Origin of the sequence: Kosakonia sp. N21 (assembly GCF_050587465.1) — a bacterium.
Taxonomy (GTDB): Bacteria; Pseudomonadota; Gammaproteobacteria; order Enterobacterales; family Enterobacteriaceae.
This window is the reverse complement of the sequence record NZ_JBOBHR010000023.1, coordinates 1-3,651: the sequence shown is the minus strand read 5'-3', so window position 1 is coordinate 3,651 and position 3,651 is coordinate 1. Positions and strand designations below refer to the sequence as shown.

Below are 3,651 nucleotides of genomic sequence, written 5' to 3'. Positions count from 1 at the left end.
GCCGTCGGCGGCAGAGGCCATGCGCACGCTGCAGACCATCCATGCTTTCCAGCTTCAGCGCGATCTCACCACGCCGGATGACACGCTGCGCTGGGTCCTTACCGGTGTGGTGCACTATCCGGAACTGCAACCCTGGTACCAGAACTACCTCAACCTGATGCTGGCCTGGTCGGTGAAAACGATCCTCGAAACCCCGGATATCAATGCGCAGCAACAGGCGGTGGCGCACCTGCAGGCGCGGCTGTCAGAACCGGAATGGCGGCTCTGGCCTGGTGTGGCGCAGCTTTCCGCTCTGCTGCCGTTACTGCCCCTGCTGCCGGCGATCCGCGAAGAGCTGGGTGAACGGACCTTGCCCACGGGGAACTCGTGGCTGGAATGGAGCGCTGCGGTGGCCGATATCCTTGCTGCCAGCGAGCACCCGGCGCTGCAGCAGGTACGCCAGCAACTGGAGCAGAACATTGAGGCATGGATAAGCGATACCCTGCTGCAGGGAATGGCTGGCGACGCCAGGACAAGGCCGCTCACCTCACGGCGGCTGCCGGAGCGCTGGAGCATGGCGGGTATCTCGCCTGAAGGTATGCGGGAAGAGGGGGATATCCGGCTCAGCGGCGGCGAGATGTTTATCCGTGAGCAGGGACGCATGTATCGCGTGGAGCCAGATGGGGAACAAGGCGTGCTGCGGCTGATAAAACCCGGAGAGACACACGCCAGTGGGGCATCGCCGCGCGTGCTGCGTGAAGACGGACGCTGGCGGCTTGACCTCCGCCCTGGTGCAGGTCTGCCAGGCGGCAGCCCGGTGGCCGGAATGGACATGAGCGGAGGCATTATCCGCCTGGGCCAGGATGACATGGACTGGCTGGCTTCCGAGGAAACCCGGCGGGTGGCAAAAGTTGCAACAGGGGTGGGGCTGGGGATCTGGTGGCTGGGCACACTGTATGCATTCTGGCGCAGCTACCATCAGTCCGCACCCGCTGCTTATCACCCAGCGGCACAGCAGGTTCCGCCTGCGCCACCCCCGTCGCATGAGGCCGCCGCGCGGTTGCTGAACCCTCCGGTAACAGAGACCGTGGTGGAGATGGGCGGGCCGCAGAGCACCGGTGCCACGCCGGGCCGCTGGCAGCGCGCCACCGCGCTGGGACGGCGCTATCGCGTGCCGCTGGGGATGACCGCACTGGGGGCCATCTCCAGCGCAGCATATTTGCATTGGCTGCGGCAAAACTCTGAGCAGGATAGCCTGACCAGGGAGGACCTGGCGGCGTTGCAGGCCGTGCTGGCACAGAGGGATGTTCAAATCGTGACTGATCTTCCTGGTCCGCAGAGGCGGGGGCCAGCAGCGGGGCAACGCAGGCTACTCGCAGAGGAGGGTACCGGAGAGGCGGCAGTGAAGGCGCCGGAGTACTGGCCTGCGTTACCGCGCCAGAGCGCGATTGACAGTCGTCTGAGTAATTATGTTCGCACAGAGTTCCCACAGGCTGTTACCAGTGCAACTGCCGCTGAGTACTCGTTAGCTTACCCGATCGAAAAAGTCTATCAGCGCAATGGACTCGAGTACCTCTATGTTGATGGTAACTACCGCTGTATTAATATCCATTTTACCATGCACGCTAACCGGATGGCCCCGACGGGGGGACTGCTTTATTCCAACCAACAGTGGCCTGCCGAGAACAGGATGTCAGTGCCGGTTTCTTTCGATCCTGCTATCGGGAGATGGTGTTTGATGGACGATCCCGGGTCATCAGAAGCCCCTTCAAGTGGGTCACCTTATGAGCGATCCGGGATGACCTCTTCCTCTGCCGACCTTAACCGGGAGGCGGGCAACTGGTCAGCGGAACGCGCGTTTACCTACGATGAAGAGGACGTCGGTCAGGATGGCGCTATTTATCAGGATAGTCGGCTTTATATCTATCTGCACGGCAGGTACTGGCCGTTTCTCTTCATCAACGATGAACTGGGGGCCATCAGCAACGGCACGGGAACCACCTGGGTCTTCCGTAAGGAAAACGTATGGGATATTGCGACTACCCTCCGGCCAATGGCGATGCCTGGCGCCACGGTGGTGTCTGCACAGGTTGAACAGTGGGTTGAAAAGGAGTTTGATCAACGCGAAGCTTACCAGCCGCGCCCCGGAGATTTTCAGTCATCGGTCGAGAACGGGATTTACCGGACGGCATCAGGGGAGGATACCTACTATATTTATGTGGCGACCAACTTCTGGCCTGTCTATGTTGAAAAATCGAAAAGCTCACTGACGTATAACGACGTTGGCACCATTTTTGAAAAGCAACAGGATTACAGCGCGAAAACCATCAGGATCATCAAAGATCCCCACACTAAGCAGTGGCAAGATCGGGATAAATTGCTCAATACCCGGTACTTTGAACGCCCCCGCAATACCAGCGCATCAGCCTGGTTAACAGAAGAGGCCGTGCTCTGGGATACAGATGCCGCCAGTAAGGCAGGTTTCCATCCGCCACGGGAAGGTAACGGTGGCGTGTACAGGCAGACGAACGGCGATCTCTATATTTATCTCAATCAGAAATACTGGCCGTTTATTTTTCTCGGCGGCAACATGGGCATCATACCGGTTAAGATTAGCGGCAACGCCGCAAATATCGTAGTACATAATTATAACGGTGTCTGGGATTATGCCGGAGAAAGCGTTCAAAAATCCCCGGACGCTATCCGTGAGTTTATTGAAAGTCTGATGCTTAATACCCTCCTTGACAGAGAAACGCGTTATGTTTTGTTTCAGGCACTGTCCGGTCATGATTTTGTTAGCTGGAGTGCGCTGTTACAACTGCTGGTACAGATTATCGATCAGGAGTTTTATCGCATTTATACACAACCCGTTCGTGAGAAAATAAAAAACATACTCTTTCTCAAGAAGAAAATAATAAGTCTGCAGCATACAGAACGATTACCTCTACCGGGCATAAAAAATGAGTGGAACGATGCGTTGCTGGGTGCTTATTATCTGGCGTTCTCGACCGGACTTGTTGATGCGACAGAAATCTATGCTGCCTGGCATTCTCGAATTGTCGTGCAGGATATTAAAAATAAGAAAAAATCGTTGGAGCATAATAATACTGAACTTCAGCGTAAACTTGCAGGTATAAATAAGGCATCACTTGAGGCCAAGGCAAGGAGATATATTAGTGAGCTTAATATACATAAGGGCTCTCATAGACCGCTTAATAATCCTTATGCTGAAAGTATGGAAGAAGAAGAAAAAACAATTCGAAAATTGGCCGCCGAAGCACGACAACTGAAGGATATCGCGAATAACATTTCGAATAAAATATCTGAATATGACAAGCAGATTAAACTGCACAGCGATAAATACAAAAACTATGAGCAGGGGGAGGCGCGGGCGAAAAAAACACTCGGTCCGGGTCTGGCGCTCTCCACAGATCAAAATACAACCTCAATGATTGTGGATGAAGCAATCATTACGCTTGCGCTTCAGGAAATCGAAATGGTCATCAAAGAAAGGGAAGCGTACAGTGAGGAAGACCTTCAGGAATTGAAAACGATACGGACTGCCAGAGATCTGGTTATCCGAATGTCAGAACAACAGAGTGCCTTTAACTACCTGGTGAACCGGTTAATGGTTGCGGGTATTGAAAAGCATACACCGGCAAATGACTATAG

At 54.5% G+C, this 3,651-nt stretch carries 1 protein-coding gene; it reads left to right on the top strand.

From position 1 onward, the window contains the following. Positions 1-19: 19 nt before the first annotated feature. Positions 20-3,651: hypothetical protein (locus ACQ3G7_RS24645; RefSeq protein ID WP_430893001.1), on the top strand; the 3,632-nt coding region annotated here is incomplete at its 3' end.